Source organism: Streptomyces sp. JK94 (genome assembly GCF_053613315.1).
Genome location: NZ_JBSICH010000048.1, coordinates 39507 through 63378, shown reverse-complemented (window position 1 = coordinate 63378; position 23872 = coordinate 39507). Strand labels below are relative to the sequence as shown.

The 23872-nt window shown below is 72.5% G+C and carries 25 protein-coding genes and 3 pseudogenes; 19 read left to right on the top strand and 9 right to left on the bottom strand.

Annotated elements, in window-relative coordinates:
* Window positions 1-7: 7 nt before the first annotated feature.
* A protein-coding gene (locus ACVV2G_RS31465) for an IS5 family transposase (RefSeq protein ID WP_453846198.1) occupies window positions 8-825 on the bottom strand; the annotation gives its coding sequence in 2 pieces (ribosomal slippage) (window positions 8-487 and window positions 490-825; 816 coding nt in all).
* A gap of 51 nt (window positions 826-876) precedes the next feature.
* The gene (locus ACVV2G_RS31460; protein ID WP_453846197.1) at window positions 877-1302 is read right to left on the bottom strand and encodes a hypothetical protein; all 426 of its coding nucleotides are present in this window, start codon (window positions 1300-1302) and stop codon (window positions 877-879) included.
* 353 nt (window positions 1303-1655) lie between these two features.
* On the opposite strand from ACVV2G_RS31460, the gene ACVV2G_RS31455 reads away from it, so the two are divergent.
* The 6 genes from ACVV2G_RS31455 (at window position 1656) to ACVV2G_RS31430 (ending at window position 3978) form a co-directional block, all read left to right on the top strand.
* On the top strand, window positions 1656-2078 hold the full coding sequence (locus ACVV2G_RS31455; RefSeq protein ID WP_453846196.1) for an ATP-binding protein: 423 nt from the start codon (window positions 1656-1658) through the stop codon (window positions 2076-2078).
* A gap of 41 nt (window positions 2079-2119) precedes the next feature.
* Entirely contained in the window at window positions 2120-2635 is a 516-nt protein-coding gene (locus ACVV2G_RS31450; protein WP_453846195.1) for a hypothetical protein, read from the top strand.
* A 1-nt stretch (window position 2636) separates the two neighbouring features.
* Window positions 2637-2789: a hypothetical protein gene (locus tag ACVV2G_RS31445; protein ID WP_453846194.1), complete on the top strand. Its 153-nt coding sequence runs from the start codon at window positions 2637-2639 to the stop codon at window positions 2787-2789.
* Window positions 2790-3002: 213 nt separating this feature from the next.
* Window positions 3003-3233, top strand: a complete 231-nt coding sequence (locus ACVV2G_RS31440) for a hypothetical protein (RefSeq protein WP_453846193.1) — start codon at window positions 3003-3005, stop codon at window positions 3231-3233.
* A gap of 57 nt (window positions 3234-3290) precedes the next feature.
* A complete protein-coding gene (locus ACVV2G_RS31435) occupies window positions 3291-3593 on the top strand; it encodes a DUF6087 family protein (protein WP_453846192.1) in 303 nt (100 codons plus the stop codon).
* Window positions 3547-3978 carry an NUDIX hydrolase gene (locus ACVV2G_RS31430; protein ID WP_453846191.1) on the top strand — a complete coding sequence of 144 codons (432 nt, stop codon included), beginning with the start codon at window positions 3547-3549 and terminating at the stop codon, window positions 3976-3978. The genes ACVV2G_RS31435 and ACVV2G_RS31430 overlap by 47 nt, the downstream gene beginning before the upstream one ends.
* Before the next feature lie 218 nt (window positions 3979-4196).
* On the opposite strand, the gene ACVV2G_RS31425 is transcribed toward ACVV2G_RS31430, so the two are convergent.
* Window positions 4197-4907, bottom strand: coding sequence for a GntR family transcriptional regulator (locus tag ACVV2G_RS31425; RefSeq protein WP_453846190.1), 711 nt, complete (start codon window positions 4905-4907; stop codon window positions 4197-4199).
* Between the two features lie 89 nt (window positions 4908-4996).
* Here ACVV2G_RS31425 and manD point away from each other — a divergent pair, with 89 nt between their 5' ends.
* From manD to ACVV2G_RS31400, 5 genes are all read left to right on the top strand, one after another.
* Window positions 4997-6205 (top strand): D-mannonate dehydratase ManD, encoded by a 1209-nt coding sequence (gene manD / locus ACVV2G_RS31420; protein WP_453846189.1) that lies wholly within the window; start codon window positions 4997-4999, stop codon window positions 6203-6205.
* Window positions 6202-7677, top strand: a complete 1476-nt coding sequence (locus ACVV2G_RS31415; protein ID WP_453846188.1) for a mannitol dehydrogenase family protein — start codon at window positions 6202-6204, stop codon at window positions 7675-7677. The genes manD and ACVV2G_RS31415 overlap by 4 nt, the downstream gene beginning before the upstream one ends.
* Before the next feature lie 114 nt (window positions 7678-7791).
* Window positions 7792-9186 (top strand): MFS transporter, encoded by a 1395-nt coding sequence (locus ACVV2G_RS31410; RefSeq protein WP_453846187.1) that lies wholly within the window; start codon window positions 7792-7794, stop codon window positions 9184-9186.
* Window positions 9183-10244: an L-idonate 5-dehydrogenase gene (locus ACVV2G_RS31405; RefSeq protein ID WP_453846186.1), complete on the top strand. Its 1062-nt coding sequence runs from the start codon at window positions 9183-9185 to the stop codon at window positions 10242-10244. Before ACVV2G_RS31410 ends, ACVV2G_RS31405 begins: the two co-directional genes overlap by 4 nt.
* A 123-nt stretch (window positions 10245-10367) precedes the next feature.
* On the top strand, window positions 10368-11381 hold the full coding sequence (locus ACVV2G_RS31400) for a sugar kinase (protein WP_453846185.1): 1014 nt from the start codon (window positions 10368-10370) through the stop codon (window positions 11379-11381).
* A 96-nt stretch (window positions 11382-11477) separates the two neighbouring features.
* Here the strand turns inward: ACVV2G_RS31400 and ACVV2G_RS31395 are convergent, their stop codons facing one another.
* The gene (locus tag ACVV2G_RS31395) at window positions 11478-11954 is read right to left on the bottom strand and encodes a carboxymuconolactone decarboxylase family protein (protein ID WP_453846184.1); all 477 of its coding nucleotides are present in this window, start codon (window positions 11952-11954) and stop codon (window positions 11478-11480) included.
* Window positions 11955-12024: 70 nt separating this feature from the next.
* On the opposite strand from ACVV2G_RS31395, the gene sigJ reads away from it, so the two are divergent.
* Complete coding sequence (sigJ, locus tag ACVV2G_RS31390) at window positions 12025-12909, top strand: RNA polymerase sigma factor SigJ (protein ID WP_453846183.1); 885 nt, start codon at window positions 12025-12027, stop codon at window positions 12907-12909.
* Window positions 12910-12979: 70 nt separating this feature from the next.
* Here sigJ and ACVV2G_RS31385 read toward each other — a convergent pair whose 3' ends face one another.
* From ACVV2G_RS31385 to ACVV2G_RS31375, 3 genes and pseudogenes are all read right to left on the bottom strand, one after another.
* Window positions 12980-13363 (bottom strand): hypothetical protein, encoded by a 384-nt coding sequence (locus tag ACVV2G_RS31385; protein ID WP_453846182.1) that lies wholly within the window; start codon window positions 13361-13363, stop codon window positions 12980-12982.
* Between the two features lie 262 nt (window positions 13364-13625).
* Window positions 13626-14360, bottom strand: coding sequence for a translation initiation factor IF-2 (locus ACVV2G_RS31380; protein WP_453846181.1), 735 nt, complete (start codon window positions 14358-14360; stop codon window positions 13626-13628).
* A 256-nt stretch (window positions 14361-14616) separates the two neighbouring features.
* Window positions 14617-15052, bottom strand: a pseudogene (locus tag ACVV2G_RS31375) (HGxxPAAW family protein).
* A gap of 547 nt (window positions 15053-15599) precedes the next feature.
* Here ACVV2G_RS31375 and ACVV2G_RS31370 point away from each other — a divergent pair.
* Complete coding sequence (locus ACVV2G_RS31370) at window positions 15600-16751, top strand: oxygenase MpaB family protein (protein WP_453846180.1); 1152 nt, start codon at window positions 15600-15602, stop codon at window positions 16749-16751.
* A gap of 219 nt (window positions 16752-16970) precedes the next feature.
* On the opposite strand, the pseudogene ACVV2G_RS31365 reads toward ACVV2G_RS31370, so the two are convergent.
* Window positions 16971-17506, bottom strand: a pseudogene (locus tag ACVV2G_RS31365) (lipase family protein); the annotation flags it as partial.
* A 114-nt stretch (window positions 17507-17620) separates the two neighbouring features.
* Window positions 17621-18037 carry a YunG family protein gene (locus tag ACVV2G_RS31360; RefSeq protein WP_453846179.1) on the bottom strand — a complete coding sequence of 139 codons (417 nt, stop codon included), beginning with the start codon at window positions 18035-18037 and terminating at the stop codon, window positions 17621-17623.
* A 504-nt stretch (window positions 18038-18541) separates the two neighbouring features.
* Between ACVV2G_RS31360 and ACVV2G_RS31355 the strand changes: the two are divergent.
* From ACVV2G_RS31355 to ACVV2G_RS31330, 6 genes and pseudogenes are all read left to right on the top strand, one after another.
* Window positions 18542-18838: pseudogene (locus tag ACVV2G_RS31355) on the top strand (urease subunit gamma); the annotation flags it as partial.
* Window positions 18839-18991: 153 nt separating this feature from the next.
* Window positions 18992-19318, top strand: coding sequence for an urease subunit beta (locus ACVV2G_RS31350; RefSeq protein ID WP_453846201.1), 327 nt, complete (start codon window positions 18992-18994; stop codon window positions 19316-19318).
* 41 nt (window positions 19319-19359) lie between these two features.
* Window positions 19360-21330 carry an urease subunit alpha gene (locus ACVV2G_RS31345; RefSeq protein WP_453846178.1) on the top strand — a complete coding sequence of 657 codons (1971 nt, stop codon included), beginning with the start codon at window positions 19360-19362 and terminating at the stop codon, window positions 21328-21330.
* A gap of 237 nt (window positions 21331-21567) precedes the next feature.
* A complete protein-coding gene (locus ACVV2G_RS31340) occupies window positions 21568-22242 on the top strand; it encodes an urease accessory protein UreF (RefSeq protein ID WP_453846177.1) in 675 nt (224 codons plus the stop codon).
* A gap of 37 nt (window positions 22243-22279) precedes the next feature.
* Window positions 22280-22969, top strand: coding sequence for an urease accessory protein UreG (gene ureG, locus ACVV2G_RS31335; RefSeq protein ID WP_453846176.1), 690 nt, complete (start codon window positions 22280-22282; stop codon window positions 22967-22969).
* Window positions 22966-23835 (top strand): urease accessory protein UreD, encoded by an 870-nt coding sequence (locus tag ACVV2G_RS31330; protein ID WP_453846175.1) that lies wholly within the window; start codon window positions 22966-22968, stop codon window positions 23833-23835. The genes ureG and ACVV2G_RS31330 overlap by 4 nt, the downstream gene beginning before the upstream one ends.
* Window positions 23836-23872 lie beyond the last annotated feature (37 nt).

The following is a 23872-nucleotide window of genomic DNA, read 5'->3' as shown; positions in this document are numbered from 1 at the left end:
AGAGGTCCTAACAAAGCCGCTGGACGTGGCGGTGGGTGATCAGGCAGACGGCGAGGCCCAGGAATGCTTCGTGGATGTCGTCGCGTCGTTCCCAGCGGATGCGCAGGCGGCGGAAGCCGTGGAGCCAGGCGATCGTGCGCTCAACGACGTAGCGGAAGGTGCCCAGGCCGGTGCCGTGCGGCTCGCCTCGCTTCGCGATCACGGGGCGTATGCCTCTCTGCCAGAGCAGGCGGCGGTACTTGTCGTGGTCGTAGCCGCGGTCGGCCAGCAGTGCATCCGGGCGCCGGCGCGGCCTGCCGACCCGGCCCGCGACGGCGGGAATCTTGTCGAGCAGCGGCTCGAGTTGGGTGACGTCATTGCGGTTGCCGCCGGTCAGCGACACCGCGAGCGGGATGCCCTGGCCGTCGACGATGAGGTGGTGTTTGCTGCCCGGCCGTGCGCGGTCGACCGGGCTGGGCCCGCTTTTGGGCCCCGTCGGGCGGCCCGCACATGCGAGGAGTCGATCACCGCCCGTTCCCAGTCCAGCTGGTTCTTCGACCGCAGCTCGTTCAGCAGCAGCTGGTGCAGCTGGTCCCAGACGCCGGCCTCGTTCCAGGCCGCAAGGCGCCGCCAGCAGGTCATGCCCGAGCCGAAGCCGAGTTCCTGGGGCAGGTACTCCCACTGGATTCCGGTGTGCAGGACGAAGAGGATGCCGCACAGGGCCTGCCGGTCTGGCACCCGCGGTCTGCCCTCGGCCTTCTTCGGACCCGGCTGCGGCAGCAACGGCTCGATCAGCGACCACAGTTCGTCCGACACGATCCACGGCCGCGACTGACGGTTTCCCATGCCCAGACATACGGGCAGAGCGGCCGACAGCCTCATGATCAGCAGCTTTTGTTAGAGCCAGTAAGCGCGCGCGAGGGACGCCACGTCATCAGTGAGCTGGTCGAGGCTGGTGTCGGAGACGGACGCCGCAGCTGTTGCGCTGGCGTCGTCCTGTGCGTCGCGTGCGGTCATGTTGATCTCGTGCTCCAGGTTGAACGCGGGTGCCTGGGAATCCCCGGCGGGAGGTGGGGCGAACAGGGCCGCGACGTCACAGGCGAACATGGCCTGTAACACGCGTCGGGTGTCCGCGGAAAGCGACTCGGGACGGGCCTTGCCCGCTCTCCAGCGGAACACCGTCCGCTCGCTGCAGGTCGGGTTGTTGGTGCCCTTCCCGACGACCTCGTCGGCGGTTCTGTCGAACAGCGCCACGAAGTCGGGAGCGCCCAAGTTGCGGCGGTCGCAGAGGACCTTGAGCAGCGTCTCAGGTTGTTCCGTCACTTCGCCCCCCGGATGTCGCGCCTTGGCCTGTTGGCGGCCCACCTACGGATCGATCCCTTTGCACGAAGGGGATATCGCCGTCTCGGTCCAGCGCAACACATCTCGTACGGATGGCAGTTGGCTTGCAGTCAGGTGGCAGTGCGCCGTCCTGATGTCGCCGAGACGGCAGTCCCTCGACATGGCGATGACACCGCATGCGGGATCACGCTGATCAACACAATCGCTGAGAGTGTCCAACCGAACACAGAGACGTGACTCCTGTGACGCCGGCGGACCGATCCCAAGAGGACGTGATGACGACGACAGCCGTAGGGACGCCTCGCGCGGTCACATGCCGCCGCGGCGGGGGCGTGATGAGCGAGCGCTTCAAGGTCTCCCCCGCACACGGCGGATTACCGCCCCGCCGCGAGGACGCATGCCGGGTCGGGATCATGCGCCGGATCGCCGCCGCACGGCTCCGCTACTGCGGTCTCGAGTCCATGACGGACGACGTGATGCTGATCATCTCGGAGCTGCTGACCAACGCCCTCCAGCACAGCGGCACCACGGAGATCAGCCTGAACATCACCGTGGAGGACGGAACCCTGCGTATCCGGGTCCGAGACGGCATGCCCGGCGCGTGCACCGCGCAACGTCCCAAGGACACGTCCGAGTCGGGCCGGGGGCTGCTGCTCGTCGACGCCCTCACGAAGGGCAGCGGCGGCGACTGGGGGGTCGTAGACGCCGGCGCGGAGACCTGGTGCAGTCTCCCGGTCCCCGTGGAGGGACAGCCGTGACCGCCTTGGCCGCCGTCCCACCGAGAGAAAAGAACCGTTCCGTGCGCACCCTGACCGAGCCCGCCCTGGTCCCCTTCATCACCCAGCGGAAGGGGGAGGAGGCCGCGCCGGACAACCTGTTCATCCGCGTGCATCCCTCCGGCCCGAGGCTGTACTACCGCGACGAGGACCCCCAGCGGGACCGGCCCATGCGGGGCATTCTGTGGGGCCGGTGCAGTTTCAACCCCCTGGACGAGCGGCAGATGCCGACCGGTGAGCCGCAGTGGAAGCTCATGCACCCGTACCGGCAGATGCTCACGATGCAGACGATGCACTGCCAGGTCTGCGCACGCCCGGCCCGGACACCCCTCGGCTTCATCTTCCTCACCGGCCCGAGGGACGAGGACCCCACACAGCCGGAGATCCACACCAACCAGCCGCCGGTGTGCGTCAGGCATGCCCGCGCCGCGGCCGCGCTCTGCCCGCACCTGGAGAAGAACCCGATGGTGATCCTGGCCCGCAGCGCCCCCCCTGTACGGCGTCCACGGCACCCTCTACGGCCTCAACGCACAGGGTGAAGTGCACGTCGTCGCGCAGCCCGACCACGCGCTGCCCTTCGGTCATCCGAACCTTCCGACGATGCTCGCCGCCCAGCTCATCCGCCGTATCCGCAACTTCCACGTCCTCGGCATGAAGGAGCTGCTGCGCGAGCTGGCCGAGCACACCCTCTAGACCCCTGTCGGTGGCCTGGCCGCTGTCGTACCAGCGTGGTCGCCTTCTCGGCGACCGCTCCCTGACGCCTGTCCGGCAGCCGGTCGACAACGCTACCGGCCGCCGGACAGGGAACGGCCCCCGGCACGGGAACGACTGCCCGACTCGCGTTCCCTCACAGCCAGGTACCGCCCCGCGCCGGGCCCCCGCGCCGACAACCGAAGGAGAAGTTTCGTGACCACAGCACTGGACCGTGAGGCGTTCCCCCTCACGCCGACCGGAGGACGCACCCCCTACAGCGAGGAGGCCCCGTCGGGTGAGCAGACCCGACCGTGGGCGCTGCGGTTTGCCCGCGTCCCCGACGGCTCGACGAGCAGTGAACTCCCCGTGTACGGGGCGCAGGTCACCATCACCCCGGACGGCACGACGACTCTGTCACGCGGCGGGTGGTCCGCAACTCTGTGACCTGAAGGCGGTCCTGACGCGCACACTGGGCAGGAGCCGACCAGGAGGGAGCACCCCATGGAAGACGAGCCCCTTGAGGAGTGGGCAGCCCGCCGTGCACAGCGCCGCCCCGCGCCAGGCGAGCGGCGCGCCGTCCCGCTCGGCGAGGAATCCGGGCGTGGGGCCCACGTCGACCCTGACGCGCCCCGCGGCATCCAGGAGTGGGACGGCCACGCATGGACTCCGGCCGGAGTCGCCGAGGACCACCGGGCCGCCACAGATGAGACCAGTGCGGACACGGCATCACGCGCTGAGCGTGTCGCCCTGAAGCGCAGTGCCCCAGCAGCCCGTGAACGACGTGATGCTCATCCTGGAGCGTGACGGCACCGTGTGCCTTGCCGAGCGGCAGGGCACCGGCTACGCCGACGGACAACTGAACCTCCCCTCCGGGAAGCTCAAGAAGGGCGAGGACGTGTACAACGCCGTGATCCGGGAGGCCCGGGAAGAGACCGGCCTCGTCATCGAGCGGGACGCCCTGCAAATCGTGCACGTCATGCACTTCCGTCACCGGGAGGAGGAGCCCCGGATCGGCTGGTTCTTCGCCGCGCGGTACTGGCATGGCGAGCCGCAGAACATGGAACCGCACAAGTGCGCGGGCCTGTCCTGGCATCCCGTCGACCAGCTTCCGGCCACCACCGTCCCGTACAACGCCCTGGGCATCGGGCACTACCGCAAGGGTGAGCCGTTCTCCGTGCACGGCTGGTAGAGGCCGACCAGGAGTCTCTGTTCTCCTGGCGGTCCCGGAGGACACGCCGCCTGTGGCGGAGACCAGGACTCTGGTGGAGTCCTGGTCTCCGAGGGTCCCGCCGTACCGACCGTGGCCGCGTCCCGGAGCCCGACGCACCGCAACGGGCCGTAGCCCTACGGGCTACGGGAGCGTGCTGTGCGTGGCTGATGCGCGAAGGGGCCGTGCCGCGCAGCGGGTCATTCCCAGACCACGACGTTGCGTCGTACGGGGACCGTCGAGGTGTCACCGGCGAACAGTTCGGGCGAGTGCGCCCGGATGCGTTCGATGTCGCTGAAGACGGCCCGCAGGTGGGTGCGCATGGCCGTGCGGGCGAGCGGGGCGTCACCGCCGACGATGGCTTCGAGGATCTCGTGGTGCTGGGCGGCGAAGGCGGCCGGGGAGACGTTCTCGTGGAGGCCGAGGCGGCGGGCCCGGTCCAGGTGGCCCTTGGCCGCGGCGACGGTGGTCCAGGCGTTGCCGTGTCCGCTCAACCGCATCAGGCCCTGGTGGAACGCCTCGTCCAGTGCGAAGAACTCCTCCAGGTCGAGGTCCGCGCGTCGCTGGCGGTTCAGGTTGCTCCGCAGGTCCTCGACGATCGCGGGGTCGAGCCGTTCGGGAAGGTCGTCGAGTGAGGCGAGTTCCACGGCCTCCCGGAGGAACTGCGCGTCGGCGACCTGGGCCGGGTCGACCCGCGACACGAACGACCCGACCTTCGGGAAGACCTGCACCAGGCCTTCCTGGGCCAGGAGGATCAGGCTCTCCCGCACGGGTGTGCGGCTGACGCCCAGGGACGCGGCGAGTTCGTTCTCCGAGAGTGCCGCGCCCGGGGCGAGTTCGAGGGTCAGGACCATCAGGCGCAACTTCAGGTAGATGTCGCGCCGGCTCGTCCGCCCGTTCGTCTGAGGCATGTGCACATCGTACGTAGACCGCATCACATGTATTGCCCTGCTGCGCGACAGCTGCTTGTATACATGTACTTCGCGACCAAGGAGTACCTGTGAGCAAGATCGAACGCGTCGAGGTGTTCGTCGCCTCCCCCGGCCGTACCTTCGTCACTGTGCGTATCACCACCTCGGACGGAGTGACCGGACTCGGTGACGCCACGCTCAACGGTCGCGAGCTGGCCGTCGCGAGCTACCTGCGCGACCACGTGGCCCCGCTGCTGGCCGGCAGGGACCCCGCCCGGGTCGAGGACATGTGGCAGTACCTCTACAAGGGGGCCTACTGGCGGCGCGGGCCGGTCACCATGACCGCGATCGCCGCCGTCGACACCGCGCTGTGGGACATCAAGGGCAAGACGGCGGGGCTGCCCGTCTACCAGCTCCTCGGCGGCCGGTCGCGCGAGGGCGTGCTGGTCTACTCCCACGCCAGCGGCACCGACACCCCCTCGCTGCTGGACGACGTCGAACGCCACCTGGAGCTGGGTTACCGGGCCGTGCGGGCCCAGGCCGCCGTGCCCGGTGTCGGCGGCACCTACGGCGTGCGCAAGGGCAAGGTCTACGAGCCGGCCGCGACCGAACTGCCCGAGGAGCAGCCCTGGGACACCGAGGCCTACCTGGGGTTCGCGCCCACCTACCTGGAAGCGGTGCGGGAGCGCTTCGGCTTCGGCTTCCACCTCCTGCACGACGTGCACCACCGGCTGACCCCGATCGAGGCGGCCCGGTTCGGCAAGAGCGTCGAGGGCTGCCGGCTGTTCTGGATGGAGGACCCCACCCCGGCCGAGAACCAGGAGTCGTTCCGGCTCATCCGCCGGCACACCACGACGCCGATCGCGGTCGGCGAGGTGATGAACTCGATCTGGGACGTCCAGCACCTGATCACCGAACAGCTCATCGACTACGTCCGCACCACCGTCGTCCACGCGGGCGGCATCACCCACCTGCGGCGGATCTTCGACCTGGCCGCGCTCCACCAGGTACGGACCGGGTCCCACGGGGCGACCGACCTCTCCCCCGTCGGCATGGCGGCCGCCGTGCACGTCGACCTCGCCGTGCCGAACTTCGGCATCCAGGAGTACATGGGCCACGGCGACGAGACCACGGAGGTGTTCCGCACGGGGGTGACCTTCGCCGACGGCATGCTGCACCCCTCGGAGGAACCGGGCCTCGGCGTCGAGTACGACGAGAAGGCCGCGGAACACTTCCCCTACCAGCGGCGCTACCTCCCGGTGGCCCGCCGTCTCGACGGGTCGGTGCACGACTGGTGAGCGCCGGCACAGACCCCCGACTGGACCGCACCGTGCTCCCCCGGCTGGACCGCACCGTGCTCCCCCGGCTCTCGCCCGAGCTGCGGCCCGCGGTCGACCCCGCCGCACTGCGCACCCGTGTCGTCCACTTCGGCCTCGGCGCCTTCCACCGGGCGCACCAGGCCGTGTTCACCGAGCACGCCGCCGCCCGCTCCGGCGAACCCTGGGGCATCACCGCGGTCGCGCCCCGGTCGGCCGGGACGGTACGGGAGCTGCGGGACCAGGACTGCCTGTACTCCCTCGTCGAACGCCGTCCGGAGGGCCACCGCACACGCGTCGTCGGTGCCGTCGTCGGCGCCCTGGCCATGGGACCCGACGCCGAGGCCGTCGACGCCCTGCTCGCCGACCCCGAGGTGACGGTGGTGACCCTGACCGTCACCGAGAAGGGCTACCACCGCTCCCCCCCGACGGGCGGGCTGGACACCCTGGCCGGGCCGGTCGCCGCCGACCTCGCCGCGGCCCCCGGCGGGCGGCTCACGACGGTGGTCGGGCGGCTGGCCGCCGGGCTGGCCGCGCGGATGCGCGCGGGCGCGCCCCCGGTCAGCGTCGTGTCCTGCGACAACATGGCGGACAACGGCGCCGTGCTGGGCCGCGTGGTCCGCGATTTCGTCCGTGCCTCGGCCTGGCCGGACCGCGCGGGAATCCTGGACCGGATGGCGGAAGCCGTCCGCTTCCCCGCGACGGTCGTGGACCGGATCGTGCCCGCGACGAGCGAGGCCGACCGGGCGGCGGCCGACGCCGCGCTCCACGTGCGCGACACCCTCCCCGTGACCGGTGAGCCCTACCGGCAGTGGGTGCTGGAGGACTCCTTCGCCGCGCCCCGGCCACGCTGGGAACTGGACGGCGCCCTGTTCGTCCCGGACGTCACGCCCTACCAGCTCACCAAGCTCCGGCTGCTCAACGGCTCCCACTCGGCCCTGGCCCACCTCGGTGCGGCCGCGGGACTCACCACGATCGCCGAGACCATGGCGACCGCCTGGGGCGAGCGTCTCGTACGGGCGTTGTGCGCGGAGATCGCGCCCACCCTCCCGGCGGGCGGCCCCGATCCGGCCGCGTACGCCGACGACCTGGTCGGACGTTTCCGCAATCCCGCCATGCACCACCTGCTGCGGCAGATCGGCACCGACGGATCGCTGAAGATCACGGAGCGCTGGCTGCCGGCCCTGCGCGAACTGCGGGCACGCGGGACGAGCACCCCGGTCCTCGAACTCGCCCTCGCCGCCTGGGTGCACGGCACCGGCACGGCCGACGCGCCCGCCGATCCCGCCGCCGAGGCGCTCTTTGCCTGCTGGCGGCCCACGGCACACCCCGCCGGGACCGTACGGGCGCTGCTGCGCGTGATCGGCGCGGCGGATCTGGCGGACGACGACACGCTCACCGCCGCCGTCGCGCACCGGCTCACCGCCCTGCGCGCCGGACGCGTCGAGGTCTAGCACCCCGCCGGAACCCACCGCACCCGCTCCCCACCAGGACCCACCGTCCCGCTCCCGGTCCGCCGCATCCGAGGCCCCCTCGGTTCCCCGGTTCCCCGAACAACGGAGTTCACGATGAAGGACAGCGTCATAGCCGCTCAGCAGACGCCATCCGCCCAGCGCACCACACGCGATCTCACCCGGGCGGCCGTCTCGGGCTGGCTCGGCACGGCCATGGAGTTCATGGACTTCCAGCTCTACTCGCTGGCCGCCGCGATCGTCTTCAACAAGATCTTCTTCCCGGACGTCAGCCCGGCCGTCGGGCTGATCGCCGCGATGGCCACCTACGGCGTCGGGTACGTCGCCCGGCTCGCCGGCGCCGTCTACTTCGGGCGGATGGGCGACCGGCTCGGCCGGAAGAAGGTCCTGTACCTCACCATCCTGCTGATGGGTGCCTCCACCACCCTCATCGGCGTCCTGCCCACGTACGCCACCATCGGCATCCTCGCGCCGGTGCTCCTGGTCGTGCTGCGCCTGGTCCAGGGCTTCGGCGCGGGCGCCGAGATCGCCGGGGCCACCGTGATGCTGGCCGAGTACGCGCCCGCGCACAGGCGCGGTCTCATCTCCTCGCTGGTGTCGCTCGGCACGAACTCCGGGACGCTCGCCGCCTCCGGTCTGTGGGCCATCCTGCTCGCCGTACTCAGCGAGGAGCAACTGCTCTCCTGGGGCTGGCGGCTGCCCTTCCTGCTGAGCTTCGGACTGATGATCTTCGCGGTCTGGCTGCGCCGGAGCCTCAAGGAGAGCCCGGTCTTCGAGGAGCGGCCCGACGTGGTCGACGGAGTGGCCCTGCACCGCGACGAGGTCGAGTCCGCGATCGCCGCGGCGGACGAGCACGAGGGCGGCGTCCTGGCCGCCGGTGTCCGCCAGCGCAAGGGCAGGGCCTTCTTCCTCGCGCTGGGGCTGCGCTTCGGGCAGGCGGGCAACTCCGGGCTGATCCAGACCTTCCTGGTCGGCTACATCGCCACCAACCTGGCGGTCGGCCGGTCCGTCCCGACGGACGCGATCCTGTACGGCTCGCTGGCGGGGTTCGCCACCGTGCCGTTGATCGGCCTGCTCGGTGACCGGTTCGGGCGCCGCGCGGTGTACCTGGCGCTGTCGCTGCTGACCGTCGTCCTGGCCTTCCCGGTGATGCTCCTGATCACCTCCGGCTCCACCTCGGGCGTGATGATCGGCATGGTCCTCGGCCTGAACGTCGGCGTCCTCGGCCTGTTCTCGCTGGAAAGCGTCACGATGGCCGAACTCTTCGGCTCCCGCACCCGGTTCACCCAGCTCGCCCTCGCCAAGGAGATCGGCGGCATCCTCGCCACGGCGATCGGCCCGGTCCTCGCGGCCACCCTCACGGCCGTCACCGGCAGCTGGTGGCCCATCGCGGCGATGCTCGTCGTCTACTCGCTCATCACCTTCGTCAGCGCGTTCCTCGCGCCCGAGACACGCGGACGCGACCTGGTCCGGCTGGAGGACGCCGTATGAGGGCGGTCGTGGTGCACGGTCCCGGCGACGTACGCGTCGAGGAACGGCCCCGGCCGGTGCCGGGCGCGGGCGAGGTGCTGCTGGCCCTGGAGTGGGGCGGGATCTGCGGATCCGACATCGCCTACTGGAAGAAGGGCGCGTCCGGCACCGCCGCGCTGGCGCATCCCCTCGTGCTCGGGCACGAGTTCGCGGGCCGGATCGCCGCGCTCGGCGCCGGGGTCACCGGTCTGGGCGAAGGGCAGCCGGTCACCGTGCACCCGGCGCAACCGGTCGGTGACACCGTCCTTCCCGAGCGGATCGCCGGACGGACCAACCTCTGCCCGCACCGCTACTTCGGCTCGGCGGCCTTCACCCCGCACACCGACGGAGGGTTCAGCGAGTACCGGACCGTCCCCGCGGCCCAGATCCGGCCGCTGCCGGACGGCGTCGGCACCGAACAGGGCGCTCTCGCCGAACCGCTGGCCGTCGCCCTGCACGCCGTCGGCCGGGCGCCCGAACTGCGCGGCCGCACCGTCCTGGTCAACGGCTGCGGACCGATCGGCTCCCTGGTCGTCGCCGCCGCGCGGTACCGCGGTGCGGGCCGGGTCGTCGCCGCCGACCTGGCGCCGTCCTCCCTCGCCGTCGCCCGCGCCATGGGCGCCGACCAGACGTGCGACCTCGCCGCCGGCGAGGGGCTGCCCGAGGACGTGGAGGTGGTCTTCGAGGCGTCCGGAGCCCCGGCCGCGCTCGGACCGGTGCTGCGGGCCACGGCCCGCGGGGGCACGCTCGTCCAGGTGGGCAACCTGCCCGGTACGGCCGCAGCCGCCGCTCTCGGAGACCTGGTGACCCGGGAGATCACCTGGATCGGTTCCTACCGCTTCGTCGAGGAGATCGACGACGCGCTGCACGCCCTGGGGAACGGCCTGGACCTGACCCCGCTGATCACGCACCGCTTCCCGCTGGACCGGGCGGAGGAGGCGCTCGCCGTCGCCGCCGACCCGGGAAGCGGGAGCAGCAAGGTCATGCTGCGTCTGGGCACCGACGGCACCACCGGGCCCACCGGGCCCACCGGCGTGTGACGCGGGGCGGGGCTCCCGGTCCGAAGCCCCGCCCCGCACCACGCCGGACACCACCCCGCCGTACCCGCCCCCGCTGCACCACGTGTGCAGGCCCGCCCCCGTACCGTCCGCGAGGAGAAGCCCGTGCCCCTGCCGTCCCCTCCCCACGCCGCCGACGGCCGGGAACCGCCGGCCGACATCGTGTGCGTCGGCGAGACGATGGCCGTCCTCAGCCCGCCGGACGCCCGCCCGCTCGCCGAGCAGTCCGCGCTCACCCTGGCCATCGGCGGCGCCGAGTCCAACGTCGCCTGCGCACTGGCCGGGCTCGGGCACCGCGCCGCCTGGCTCAGCCGCCTCGGCGACGACCCCTTCGCCCGCCGCATCCTGGCCGAACTCACCGCGCGGGGCGTGGACGTGAGCGCCGTCGAGACCGATCCGGACCGGCCCACCGGCGTCTACTTCAAGGACCCGGCTCCCCACCGCACCCGCACGCACTACTACCGCGGCGGCTCGGCCGCGTCCCGGATGGGGCCGGAACTGGCCCGGCGGTCCGCGCTCCGCCGGGCGCGCGTCGTGCACGTGTCGGGCGTCGCCGCGGCCCTCTCCGACAGCTGCGCCGCCCTGCTGGACGCGCTGGTCCTGGGGCGCGAGGACGGCGTCACGCGCGCTCCTCTCGTCTCCTTCGACGTGAACCACCGCCCCGCGCTCTGGCGCGGCGGCAGCACGCACGCCGCGCGGAGTCTGCTGGCGCTCGCCCGCGGCGCGGACATCGTCTTCACCGGACGGGACGAGGCCGAGGAACTGTGGGGCACCGCCCGCCCGGACGACATCGCGGCACTGCTCGGGCCCGCGCCCGTCGTGGTCGTGAAGGACGCCGAGCACGGAGCGACCTCGTACGCCCGCGGGGTGCGGACGTTCGTGCCCTCGCTGCCCACCGAGGTGGTCGAACCGGTCGGCGCGGGTGACGCGTTCGCGGCCGGTTACCTGGCCGGCGTCCTGGAGGACCGCGACGAGCGCTCACGGCTGCGCCTGGGCCATCTGGCGGCCGCCGCCGCGCTGCGGACCAGGGACGACGTTCCCGTCATGCCGCCGCGCACGGAGACCGACCGGTTCCTCGCCCTGGACGACGGCGCCTGGTCCGCGACGGCGCCCCGCTGAGCCCTTGCCCTCGAAGCCGGCCGGCCGCAGGACTGGCGCACCGGTCCTTCGAGGTGCTCTGCGCGGGAAGCGGGCAGGGCCCGCCGGCGGCGCCGGTCACCAGGTGGTGCCGGCGGGCTCCTCGATGGTGGCGTTGATGCGGTTGAAGAAGTTGGTGAGGCCGATCATCAGGATGATCGCGGAAAGCTGCTCCTCGTCGAAGTGGTCCGCGGCCTCGTTCCACACCTCGTCGGGGACGGCCTTGCCGCAGCGGTCGGCGATCCGGGTGGCGGCCTCGGTCAGGGCCAGGGCCGCGCGCTCCTCGTCGGTGAAGAACGGTGCCTCGCGCCAGGCGGCCACGGCATGCAGACGTTCGTCGCTCTCTCCGTGCTTCTTCGCGGCCGTCACGCCGGCGAACACGCAGGCGCTGCAGCCGTTGATCTGGCTGGCCCGCAGATGGACCAGTTCCAGGACCTGCGGGGCGGCGCCCCCCTGGTACATGGCCTTGTAGATGTTCTGGATGCCCTTCATCGCGTCCGGCAGGACCAGGGCGGGGCTCTTCATCCGGGCACTGGTGGTGGTCGTGGCGTTCATCTGATGCTCTCCCGGTGATCCGTTAGCGTCTGTCACTGGACCGACGGATCCGGACGCGGGGGTGTGACAGGTGAGCGAGAACTTTTTTCTGGCCGACCGTTTCGAGGCCGAGCGGCCCGGGCTGCGGGCAGTGGCCTACCGGATGCTGGGCTCGCTCGCCGAGGCGGAGGACGCCGTCCAGGAGACGTGGCTGAAGCTCGACCGCACCGACGTGAGCGACGTGAAGAACCTCGGGGCCTGGCTCACCACGGTCGTGGGCCGGACCTGCCTGGACATGCTGCGCTCGCGTACCTCGCGACGCGAGGATCCGCTGCCCGAACAGGACGGGTCGGTCCGGCTGCCGGACCCGGTGGTCACCGCGCTGGCCCGGGTCGACCCCGAGCAGGAGGTCCTGATCGCGGACTCGGTGGGCATCGCCCTCATGATCGTCCTGGACACCCTCTCCCCGGACGAACGGCTCGCCTTCGTCCTCCACGACATGTTCGACGTGCCCTTCGACGACATCGCCCCCACCCTCGGCCGGACCGTGGTCGCCACCCGGCAGCTCGCCAGCCGCGCTCGCCGCCGGGTGCAGGACGCCACCCCGACGGCCGACACCGACAACGCCCGCAAACGCGACGTCGTGGACGCCTTTCTGACCGCTTCCCGCGGTGGCGACTTCGAGGCGCTCCTGGCCGTCCTCCACCCCGACGTGGTCGCGCGTTCCGACGGCGGCACGCTCGTGCCGAGCATCCTGCGGCGCGGCGCGAACGACGTGGCGTCCCAGGCGGTCGTCCTCGCCCGCTTCGCGGCGGAGGCCCGTCTGGTGCTGGTCAACGGCACGCCCGGCGTCGTCTCGTTCGCCGGGGGCCGGCCCTTGTCCGTCATGTCGTTCACCATCCGGGACGGCCGCATCACCGGGTTCGACGTTCTCACCGACCCCGACCGCCTGACCGCACTCGGGCTGACCGTCTGACCGCGTGGCCGCGTGGCCGCGTGGCTCCCTGGCCGCGTGGCCGACGCAGGCCGCTCCGGGGTGCACGTCCTCACGCGGACGACGAGGCACCGGCCAGCCCCGTACCGAGAAGGACGTACGCGGCGAGAGCCAGGAGGGGGATGTGCCCGCCCGCGCGGTCGATGTCGTCGATGAAGTACCCGGAGAGTGCCACCCAGGCCAGCCCGCCGCCGGCCGGCAGCACGGTGGTGCGGGCCTCCCCCATCGCCCGCATGCCGGCCCACAGCAGAAGGGGCATCAGAGCCCAGGAGGCAGCCGTGGTGAGCAGGAACTCGAAGGCGCCGGAGAGCATCGTGTCCCCGCCCGCGGCCGTGCTGTCGCGGGCCCACGCGTAGCCGGCGGACATGAGGGTGTGGCAGGCCGCGGTGGCCGCGGTGACGGTCAGGGCCCCTTTGGCACGTCGTGCGTGTCGCATGGCGGGCGTCCTCGCTCTTCGCAGGGGGCAGGCGCGGGCGCGGAGGCGTCCCGGCCCGCGAAGGGGGCGGACGACGGCCGCGGGCGGCCCGTCCTTCGGGTCCGGGAATCGTCACGGGCCCCCGCCGGGCGGCGGCCGGGCCGGCCGCCTCCGTGGGCTTTGGCGCAGGGCCGGCTGGACGCGCTCCGTTGAGGCGGGGGGGCGTCGTGGGGGCGGGGGCGGCGAGGAAGGGGCCGGCGCCCCGGCGGAGCCGGGCAACCGTTCAGTGCGGCGGCGGTTGGGGGTCCAGGGCGTTGTCGACCGTGCAGCCGCCCTCTCCGGGCATCCGCTGGATCCGGGGCGGCACCCACACGTCGGTGGCGCCGGGTTCCACGCGGGCGAGGAGGCACTCCTGCGCGTCGAAGCCGTCGCCCTTCACCGACAGGAGAACGCCGACCCGCCCGCCGTCCGCCTTCACCTCGGTACGGATCACTGGATGCAGGCTCAGGGCGGCGAGCGCACGGCGCACCTCGGTCTCGTCCACCCGGCCGCCCTCAGGCACCCGGGGAAGTTGCGTGCCGAGTTCCCCGAACGGCAGCCGGGGCGGTTCGGGCGGCGGGGCGAAGGTCGGCGGAGGGCCGTCCGGGCAGTCCACGTCACGGGGGTCCTCACGCCCCTTCGCCTTGGGCGAGACCCGCACCGCGAAACAGCGCCGCACGACGATCTCCTGGAGATCGAACCATGCGTTGTACGCCGAGCCGGATGTGCGGACGACCACGTCGACGCCGTCCCCGTCGTGTGTCGAGGTGCCCGTCACCCGCAGCACCTCCACCCCGTCGATGCCGGAAGCAGAGCGTCCGACCTCTTCCGCCGTACGCGGACGCTGGCTGTGGAGCCGCTCGCCCGCCCTCCTGGCCACCTCCCGTGCGGCGTCCGTCGCCTCGCCATCGGAGGACTGCACCAGCCCGCAGCCGGCGGTGAACAGCAACAGTGGGGCGAGCAGCAGGAGTCGGCGCATGTGTCCACCCTTCCGGCGCCGCGCCGCGGCGGGCAGCCGCTCACATACTCAGACCGGTGCAGGTGAGCGTACTCAGGCCGGTGCGGTGATCAGCCGGGGGCCGCGTGAGGTGACAGCCGAGGCTGCGTGAGTGACGGCCGGGCCGTAGGGGGTGGCGGCCGGGGCGCCGGCAGCAGCGTCCGCAGTGCGGTCACGGGCCGCCGGCGGCCCCGTGCGACAGGCGGCGGGGCCCCGGGGCTGCGGGAAGACTCTTTCCTCAGGCCGCTGCTTCCGCCTCAAGGGCCGCGTCCCCCACCCCGGCCCCGGCTCGCGCCCGGTGCGCCTCGGCCGTGGGGGCCGTTGCCGTTGCCACAGCGGCGACGGCGACGGCGGGGCGTGCGTCACGCCGGCCGCGGCCGGCCAGCCGGCACCCCGTACAGTCCGGATGGCCTTGCGCAGCGGATGCGTCCCGCACGCGCCAGCTCCGCTCGGACAGGGGTCTGGGCCCGCTCGCCTTTCCCCACCCGGCCAGGTGCAGCACCCAAGGTGACGCAGGCTGCGAGCGCGACCAGGCCCGCCCCCAGCGCGACTCCCGGAAGCCAGGCGGCGGCCACCGAGCCGCCGGAGACCACGCTTCCCGCGAGCGCCACACCGGTGCCCGTCCAGCCGGCGACGGTGTGACCGTGGTCGTGGCCGTCATGGGTTCGGTTCATGGCTTTCTCCTCCGACTTTGTATCTTCGGCGCAACAGCAAGCGGCAAGACTCTTAGCTTCTAGGAGGAATCGCTCGACGAGATCCGCAATCCCTCGTCCGCGGAACCGGACGGCCCACGCCCCTGACCTCTGCCTGCCCACCGCCTGCCCACCGCCTGGGGGCGGTCCCCGAGGGCAGCGGGGCGGTGCGGTGCGTCGCAGCGGGTTCCTGGCGCCGGGGGCCGAGGGCGTGCTTGCCGCCCGTGAGAGGGGCGGTGCGGCCGGCCGGCGCGCGCCGCGACCGCCGTCCCTGCCGAGGAGCGTGTCTTCTCGGGCGCACGCGGGGGGCGTGCTTCGGCGTCCCTCATGTGGGTTCTCGCGATCCTGGGCCGACGCCGGAAGGATCTTGCCGTGTGGGTGCCGTCCGACGGAGCGCGTGGTGTCCGGGCCTTGAGGCCCGAGGCCCTTGAAGCCTGCGTGCTCCCAGGCCGGTGTCCGGGTCTGCCGTCCCCGGGGCGGGAGGCGCATGTGTGATCCGTGGACCCGATACGAAGGGGAGGGGGCTGCGATGCTGACAGCCGCCAATGCCGTGGCCGAGATGGAGGCCGCCGGCAAGGTCGGAGACCCGGCCGCCGACCAGCTGGTGTCCGACATGATCGACAACAGGGAGGTCGACGGGGTCAACCACCTGTTCCGCACCGTCAACAAGCTCGGCCCGAACCAGGACCTGGCCGGGCTGCCCGAGCGCCTGGCCCAGTTCCTGCGCGAGGCGCAGGCCGGGCCGCCGGACTGGAGTGACGCCGACGTGCGGGCGGCGGAGGGCTTCTTCGCCCACCACCACGGGGAGGCCTCCATGCTCCAGGGCACGGTCGGCCTCATCGGCACCTACCTCTCCCCCACCGGAGCCTTCACCCTGCGCTCCACCGGACGGCTCGGCGGCGTGGAGGGACCCGGCCGCCGGCTGTCGCAGTCCTCGAGGCTGTTCCTCGACATGGGCAACGAGAACGCCCTGCGGGACGGCAGCCTCGCCGCGACCGTCACCAAGGTGCGCCTGGTCCACGCCTCCGTGCGGCAACTGCACAAGAAGAGCGGCGCGTGGGACTACGCCACGTGGGGTGAGCCGGTCTCCCAGAAGTACACCACCGGCGCCGCCTGCGTCTTCAGCACCCAGATCCTGCAGGGCATGAAGAACCTGGGCCTGCACATCGCCCGGGACGACGCGCACGGCTTCATGTGCGCCTGGCACTACGTCAACCACTATCTCGGCACCCCGGAGAAGTGGCTCCTGCCCAAGGACGCCGATGTCGTCGAAGCGGTCTGGAATGCCCAGCGGGACAAGGAGTGGAAGAAGACCGACGACGGTGTTTACATGACCGCGCAGGCCATCAAGTTCTACCGGGACCTCGTCGGCCCCGGTGCCAGTGACGCGTACATCGCCCTGACCCGTGTCGCGCTCACCGACAAGTACGCCGACATGGCCGGCGTCCCCAAGAGCCCTGTCGACCTCGCCGGCAAGCCCCTCGCCGCCGGCCACGGCCTCGTCGGCAACGCCCTGGGCGGCCTCGCCGGCGGCACCGCCAAGAAGGCGACCGGCGTCAATCCCTACAAGGAGATCCTCGGCACCGCCTCCGCCGCCTTCAACCAGGTCGAGCGCTACGCCCTCACCCACGACCAGGACGACCAGCCGCAGATGCACCAGGAACTCCACGACAACCGCTGACCCTCGCGGTGAGGCGGCCTGACGGCTCCCGTCGCGTCACGGCGGCCGACACCCGGCACACCGGGCGACGACGGGAGGCCCGGGGCACCGGGGGCTGCCGGTGACCGTGCCCCGCAGGGGGCCGGCGCCGGGACGGCGGCCACCGGGGACGGTCGGGTGACGTCCGGCGCTCCGGCCGTACGGCGGGGGACCGGGCGGCGGCGCCGGGCCCCCGCCCGGTCATGCGAGGTTCTTCTCCAGGGCCGTGACGTAGGCGTTGACGAAGTGGTCGCGTACTCCGTCGCCGACCGGGGCCAGGACGTCGGCGGTCAGGCCCCTGGCCCGGTCGGTGAGCGAGCCGAGCAGGGGCATGCTCTCGTGCAGCTTTCCGTGCTAGTCGATGTAGCGCAGGGCGTTGACGTGGGTGAAGACGGGCTCGGGCGGCATCTGGGGCACGATGTCGTTGTTGTTGACGAAGCGGTACATGCGGTTCTTGAAGCCCTTGTTGCAGGTCGCGGCCAGGAGCCGGTCGCAGGTGCGGGGCTGGCCGTAGGTGTACACGCCGTCCGCGGTCAGGCGCGGCTCTTCGAGGTACATGCGGGCTCCGGCCGGCATGGCCAGGGCGCCGCCGAGGCCGTGGCCGGTGAACCACACGCTCTGACCGGTGGTGCGGTACTCCGCGAGCGTGTCCTTGACCGCGGGGTAGATCGACTCCAGGGCCTGGGCGAAGCCGTACCGCCGGGGCCCGGGCGGGGCGGTGTGGTGGCGTCCGAGACGTGGGTCGCACCCGGCTGGGGCGGGCGGCCGGGACTCCGGCAGGTGCCGGGGCCTGCCTCGGCAGGCGGGAAGGGGCGATGGCCCACCACGGACCGAGAAGGCCGCTGCTCCGCTCAGGCGGCAGGCCCGGGAAGGTACCCGGGGTGACCGAGGTGCTCGATGACGCGCTCGCGCAGGAGGAGGTACTCCTCCCAGCGTCGCGGCAGACGGCCCGGCGGGCGGGTGACGGCACGGGCCGCGCTCACGCTCTGGCCGTTCTGGAACTGCTCGCGTGTCAGGTCGAGTTCCACGCCGCTGGGCAGCCGGTTCCACCAGTGGAATCCGTGCTGCTCCCCTGCCTGGTGGACCTCCCCCACCATGAGGTCGCCGCCGAAGACGTCGTTCACGACCAGGGCCGTGATGTCGCAGTGGCCCCACGCCGGGTTCCCGGGCCGCCACCCGGCGCGCGCGAGGTCGTCCGGGGAACAGGTGCCGGCGGCCCAACCGGCGCGCAGAGCCCTGTCGAGTGTCAGCAGGTCCAAAGGGATCACGCCGAAAGCATCGCAGCCGCCACCGACATCGGCGGGTCCTCCCGGGGGCTTCTCCGGCCGGGACGTGCCGGCCCGGCTCGGGCACGGGGCCGCCGCGGCGGTCGCAGCGGCGGCGGCACCGGGAGGCGCGGCCCCGATGGAGGAGTCCAGGAGCACGCGTGCGCGCAAGCCCGCCTGCACGGCGTCCGGCGCGGTCGTCCGGAGGCGGTGGTCGGTGGTGACGCCCAGCGCGTCGGCCTCCCCACGGCGCGGTCGCGCAAGCGGGGCTGCGGGGAAGCGGCCGCCCGGGCCGGTGGCCCGGGGGCCGGGGGTGTCCTGTCCGGCGCGCCGGAAACGTCGGGCCGGCGGATTCACCGAATGGTGTGGGTCCTCCCCGGTCCGGCCCTCCCGGTGCTTTCGCACCGCTGATGATCGGGAAGCGCCCGTCGCCGTCCGGGGAACGTGGTCCGTCCTCCCCGGCGTGTCGGGTCGCACGCACCGTCCGATCAACAGAATTGGCTCATCGTGCATTTGACTCCGCATGAGCAGGAGCGCTTGCTGATCCACGTGGCGGCCGACGTGGCGGAAAAGCGCCGCGACCGGGGGCTGCTTCTCAACTACCCCGAGACCATGGCCCTGCTGACCGCCCACGTCTTCGAGGCGGCACGCGACGGCAGGACCGTCAGCGACATCATGGATTCGGGCCGCCGGGTCCTCACCCGCGACGACGTGATGGACGGCGTCCCGGAGATGATCAGGAACGTCCAGGTGGAGGCGACCTTCCCGGACGGCACCAAGCTGGTCACGGTCCACGACCCCCTCCCGGAGGCCGCGCAGGAGCCCCGGGTCCACCCCGGCAAGGTCGAGCACCCGCAGCCGGCGCGCAGGCCGAAGTGCCCGGTCGACTGCGACGAGGGCGGACCGTCCGCCTGCTGCGAGGCGTGCGAGGACGCCGCCTCCTGGCACGAGGCGATCGTGTTCAACGGGCACCTGCAGGACGACAAGAAGACGATCAAGGTGAGGAACACGGCCGACCGTCCCGTCCAGGTCGGCTCCCACTACCACTTCGCCGAGGTCAACCCCGGCCTCGAAGTGGTCGAGAACCCCGTCGGCACGCCCGTGTCCGGCCGGCCGCTCAAGGACTGCCCCGAGGCGAAGGGGCGACGGCTCAACATCGCCGCGGGCACGTCCGTGAGGTTCGAACCGGGAGATGTGTGCTGCGTGGAGCTGGTACGGATCGAAGGCGACGCCCGCGACGACACCCGCAGGATCCAGGGACTGCGCAAGGGGACCGTCCGATGAGCGGCCGGCCGGGACGGAGGGGCCCGCAGAGGCCGGGCAACATGCTGACCCGGGCGGAGTACGCCACGCTGTACGGGCCCACCACCAAGGACCGGGTCCGCCTCGCCGACACCGGTCTCACCGTCGAGATCGAAGCCGACTGGAGCGGCGGGCCGGAGCACAGCGGCAACGAAATGATCTTCGGTGGCGGGAAGGTGATCCGGGAGTCGATGGGCATGTCCCACATCCCCCGGGACGGCGGCGGCAGCCGGGACCGCCTTCCCGTGGACACGGTCATCACGGGGGCGCTGATCCTCGACTGGTGGGGCGTGCTCAAGGCGGACGTCGGCATCAGGGACGGCAGGGTCCACGCCATCGGCAAGGCCTACAACCCCGAGACGATGGACCCGGTCCCGGAGTTCCAGAAGACCGCCCGCGAACTGGCCGGCGAGCGGCTGCCGGTGACGGCGACGAACTTCGTGGTCGGCCCGAGCACCGAGGTCATCTCCGGCAACGGCCGGATCCTCACCGCGGGCGGGGTGGACACGCACGTGCACTTCATCTGCCCCGGGGAGATCCACGAGGCCCTGGCCTCCGGCGTCACCACCCTCATCGGCGGCGGCACCGGCCCCGCCGAGGGCAGCACGGCCACCACCGTGTCCCCCGGCGCGTGGCACATCACCCGGCTCTTCGAGGCCCTGGACGAGTACCCGGTCAACATCGGTCTGCTCGGCAAGGGCAGCACGATGAGCGCCGAGGCTCTCAACGAGCAGGTGGACGCCGGGGTCATCGGTCTCAAGATCCACGAGGACTGGGGTGCCACGCCCGCGGTGATCGACAGGGCGCTGGCGGTGTGCGAGAAGCGCGGGATCCAGGTCGCCCTGCACGCCGACTCGCTCAACGAGTCCGGCTTCCTGGAAAGCACCCGAGCCGCCTTCAAGAAGCGGTCCATCCACATCTTCCACGTGGAGGGCGCCGGCGGAGGCCACGCCCCGGACATGATCGAGCTGGTCAAGGAGAAGAACGTCCTGCCGGCCTCGACCAACCCCACCCGGCCCTTCACGGTGAACACCGTCAAGGAGCACGTCGACATGATGGTCGTCTGCCACCATCTCAACCCGGACATCGCGGCGGACATGGCCTTCGCGGACTCCCGCATCCGGCCCTCCACCATGGCGGCGGAGGACCTCCTCCACGACATGGGCGCCATCTCGATGATGTCCTCGGACGCCCAGGCGATGGGCCGCATCGGCGAGATGATCATGCGCACCTGGCAGACCGCACACGTCATGAAGTGCCGCTACGGCCCGCTGCCCGAAGACCTGCGCAGCGCGAAGGTCCGCACGATCCGCAAGGACCACAAGAACGACAAGGACGACAAGGACGGCGCGCACTCCTTCAACGAGGACGGACTGACGCCCAACGACAACTACCGGGCGCGCCGGTACGTCGCCAAGTACACGGTCAACCCGTCGATCACGCACGGCATCGCCGCCCACATCGGTTCCGTGGAGCCGGGGAGGCTGGCGGACCTGGTGCTGTGGGAGCCGAAGTTCTTCGGCGTCAGGACGCACATGGTCGTCAAGGGCGGCCAGCTCGCCTATGCGCAGGTCGGTGACGCCAACGCGTCGATCACGACGCCGCAGCCCTACCTGCCGCGGCCCGTGTGGGGGTCCACCGGGCGCGCCCCGGGAAGCAACTCGGTGAACTTCGCCGCACCGGGCGTGGCCGACCGGCTGAACACCCGCTTCGTCATCACCCAGGACCGCAGCAAGAAGGTCACGGAAGCGAAGACGGAGGGGCTCGGACTGCGCAAGAGGTTCGTCGAGATCTCGGACACCCGGGGCGTCAGGAAGAAGGACATGAAGCTCAACGACACGGTGCCCGAGAGCCTCGAAGTCGACCACAACAGCTTCGAGGTCACCATCGGCGGTGCGACGACGAGCGACGCCCGCACCGAACTCAACGGTGTGACGGTACCGCGCTCCTACGTCACCGAAGTCCCGCTGGCGCAGCGGTACTTCCTCTTCTGACCCGATCGCGGTCCGGTCCCGCTCCGATCGCGGGCCACTTCCGGGACCGGTCCGGTCGCGGGCCGATCCCGGGTCCGGTCCGGGTCCGGGTCCGGGTCCGGGTCCGGCACCGATGCCGGCCTCGTTCCGGCACCGGTGCCGGTCCCGGTCGTCGGCGTCGCCCCGGCCGCCGGGGCCGGTGCGCCCGTCCGGACCACCGCGTCCTCCGTCCACTCTGTGAAAGGCAGCCGCTCGCCGATGAGCCGCGCAGCCCTGCTCCTTCTGGCCGACGGCCGCTTCCCCGCCGGTGGGCACGCCCACTCCGGCGGTGTCGAGGCCGCGGTCGCCCACGGAGCCGTCCACGACATCCCCAGCCTGGAGGCGTTCTGCCGCGGGCGCCTGCACACCGCCGGCCTGACGGCGGCCGGGCTGGCCGCGGCCGCCGCCGGCGGGCACGACCCGCTGCTGCTCGACGAGGCCGCCGACGCCCGTACCCCCGTTCCCGCCCTGCGTGCCGTCGCCCGCAGACTCGGCCGGCAGATGATGCGCGCGGCGCGTGCCACCTTTCCCTCGGCCCGGCTGGAGCATCTGGCCGCCGCGCGGCCCCAGGGCGCCCACCAGCCCGTCGTCCTGGGGCTCGCCGCCCGCGCCGCCGGGCTCGGCCCGGTGGACGCCGCCCATGCCGCCGCGTACGAGAACACCGGTGGTCCGGCCACCGCGGCCGTGCGGCTGCTGAGCCTCAACCCGCTCGACGCCTCCGGTCTGCTGGCCCGCCTCGCCGCGGAGACCGACGACGTCGCCGACGCGGCGGCCGACGCCGCGGCCCGCGCCCTGACCGAGGGCGTCGACGCCCTGCCGTCGGCCTCCTCGCCCCTGCTGGACATCACCGCGGAGCAGCACGCCGCCTGGAGAGTCCGGCTCTTCGCCTCCTGACCGCCACCCGACCACCCGCACCAACGCAGGAGCTGCCATGCACCTCGACCACTCGCTGCCCCACCAGCACCTCCCCGGCGCTTCGGCGGTCCGGCCCGACGGCAGCCGCCGCGCCCTGCGCGTCGGCCTGGGCGGGCCCGTCGGCTCCGGCAAGACCGCGACCGTCGCCGCGCTCTGCCGCGCCCTGCGCGACCGCTGGTGCATCGCCGCCGTCACCAACGACATCTACACCCGCGAGGACGCCGAGTACCTGCTGCGCGAAGCCGTCCTGCCGCCCGAGCGGATCGCCGCCGTCGAGACCGGCGCCTGCCCGCACACCGCGATCCGCGACGACATCTCCGCCAACCTGGAAGCCGTCGAGCACCTGGAGGAGACCCTCCACCCCCTCGACCTCGTGCTCGTCGAGTCCGGTGGTGACAACCTGACCGCCACCTTCTCCAAGGGTCTCGTCGATGTGCAGATCTTCGTCATCGACGTGGCCAGCGGTGACGACATCCCCCGCAAGGGCGGCCCCGGCATCACCACCGCCGACCTCCTCCTCGTCAACAAGACCGACCTCGCCCCCTACGTCGGCGCCGACCTGGACGCCATGGCCGGCGACGCGAAACGCCAGCGCGGCGACCTTCCCGTCGTCTTCACCAGCCTCACCCGCGACGACGGCATCCGTGAGGTCGCCGACTGGGTGAGCGGCCACCTCGCCCGGTGGCGCGCCGGGGCGGCCGTATGAGCCCCGCCGCCCCTCCCGCGTCCGCCCCCGCCGCCCGCGGCCCCGGCGGCCTGCCGTGCGGGGCGCGGGAGGCGGCCGGTCACCCGGACGGCGTGTGGGCCACGGCCCGGATCCGGGCCGGGCACAACGGCCGGGTCACCACCCTCCCGCAGCTGCGCAGCGACGGCCCCTTCCACCTGCGGCGCCTGCGCACGGGCGGCAACGCCGCCACGGTGGGGATCATCGGCGCGATGAGCGCCCCGCTCGGGGGCGACCGGCTGTGCCTGGAGATCAGCGCCGAGGAGCGGGCCGAGCTGGAGGTCACCACGGCCGCCGCCACCCTCGCCCTGCGCGGCCCCACCGCCACCGCCGCCACCTACGACGTGCGGCTGACCGTCGGGGAGCACGCCACCCTGCGCTGGCTGCCGCAGCCGCTGATCAGCGCCGCCGGCAGCAACCTGCGCCAGACCTGCACCGTCGAACTCGCCGCCACCGCACGGCTGGTCCTGCGGGAGGAGCAGCTCCTGGGCCGGGCCGGCGAAGAGCCCGGCCGGCTCGTCAGCCGGATCCTGGTCCGCCGCGCCGGACGCACGCTGCTCGACCAGCGCACGGCGTACGGGAACCCGGAGCCGGGCTGGGACGGGCCGGCCGTCCTGAACGGGCACCGCGCCGTCGGCCAGTTGCTGCTCGTGGGCCCGGCGGCGGCCCGCGACGAGCCCGTCCTGCTCCGCAGGGGTGAGGGCGGGTGCGCCGTCCTCTCACCGCTGGCCGGCGGTCCGGCCCTGCTGGCCACCGCCGTGGCGCCGACCTCGTCCGTGCTGCGCGAACTCCTCGACGAGGCGCACGCGTACGCCCTCGGACAGCACCCCGAAGAACCCGGCGTGTGACCGCTCCCCCTCCCCCGCCGGCCGCCGGGCACGGCGG